This is a genomic window from Actinoplanes sp. NPDC026619 (genome assembly GCF_040638295.1).
Classification (GTDB): domain Bacteria; phylum Actinomycetota; class Actinomycetes; order Mycobacteriales; family Micromonosporaceae; genus Actinoplanes.
On sequence record NZ_JBEZYA010000098.1, the window covers coordinates 1 to 1,197 of the forward strand.

Genomic DNA, 1,197 nt, shown 5'->3' on the forward strand with positions numbered 1-1,197 from the left:
CTAAGCACCTAGTCAGAGGTTCGGTACGTAACTGATTGGGTCACGGGCTGTACGCGAACACGCTCAGCAAGAGGGACATAGCAACGCAAAGACCTCGTCGTGAGGTCGGATCCAGCTACCACAGCAGACCGACACCACGACGAGGTCACCGTCAGTATGCGCCCCGCGCACGTCTACGCCAGCATGTCCGAGCAGCAACACACCGAACTGATTACCGCCCTGCACGGCCCCTGGCGTAACGCCACCCGGATCATGATGATCGTGCTGTCCGCCGCCGGCTGGTCCGCCAGCGAGATCGCCGACCTGCTGCACTACGACCCGAAAACCGTCCGTGCCTGGATTGCCCGCCACCACGCCGAAGGCCTGGCCGGGCTCCCCGACCGGCCTCGCCCGGGACGGCCCCGCAAAGGCAGCCCCCGCCTCGGCTCCCGCATCCACGCACTGCTCCAAACCCCGAAAGCCTGGACCACCACCCGGATCTACAAAGCCCTCGGCCGGCCGGCGATCAGCCTGTCCACGATGCGCCGCCGCATCCGCGAACAAGCCCGCTGGGCCCGGCCCCGCCTGATCGCCAAAAGCGACCCTCACCGAGACACCATCTGCGCGGGCATCCGCGAGCAGATCACCGCCCTGCCCGAAGGGTCGATCGTGCTGGCCGAGGACGAAACCCACATCGACCTGCTCGCCCGGGTCCGCTCCTGCTGGATGCCCACCGGCCTGCGGCACCGGATCCTGACCCCCGGCACCAACCTGCGCCGCACCGTGCACGGCGCGGTCAACCTGCTCACCGGCACCGTCCACCACCACGTCAGCGTCAAAAACGTCTCCGTCGTGTTCTGCTACTTCCTGCAGCAACTGCTCGACGCCTACCCGACCGCCCCCACCATCGTCGTGATCACCGACAACGGCAGCACCCACCACTCCAAAATCACCCAACGCTGGCTCGCCCAGCATCCCCGCATCCAGGTCATCGAAGGCGCGAAATACAGCCCGCAGGACAACCCCGTCGAACGGATCTGGGCCGCGATGAAACGACACATCGCGAACAACGCATGCGCGACCATCACCGACCGTGTCCAGCAAGCCCACGCGTTTTTCCAACACCGGACCAACACCCAGAACCTGGCCACCGCAGCGCCGTGGACCACACCCTGGCTACCCGAGGGTTACGGGAAAGAACACTGGCCAGGGGCTTAG

At 66.1% G+C, this 1,197-nt stretch carries 1 protein-coding gene; it reads left to right on the forward strand.

The window, feature by feature from the left end; all coding sequences use genetic code 11:
• Nucleotides 1-156: 156 nt before the first annotated feature.
• Nucleotides 157-1,197: an IS630 family transposase gene (locus AB0E90_RS51700; RefSeq protein ID WP_360421244.1), complete on the forward strand. Its 1,041-nt coding sequence runs from the start codon at nucleotides 157-159 to the stop codon at nucleotides 1,195-1,197.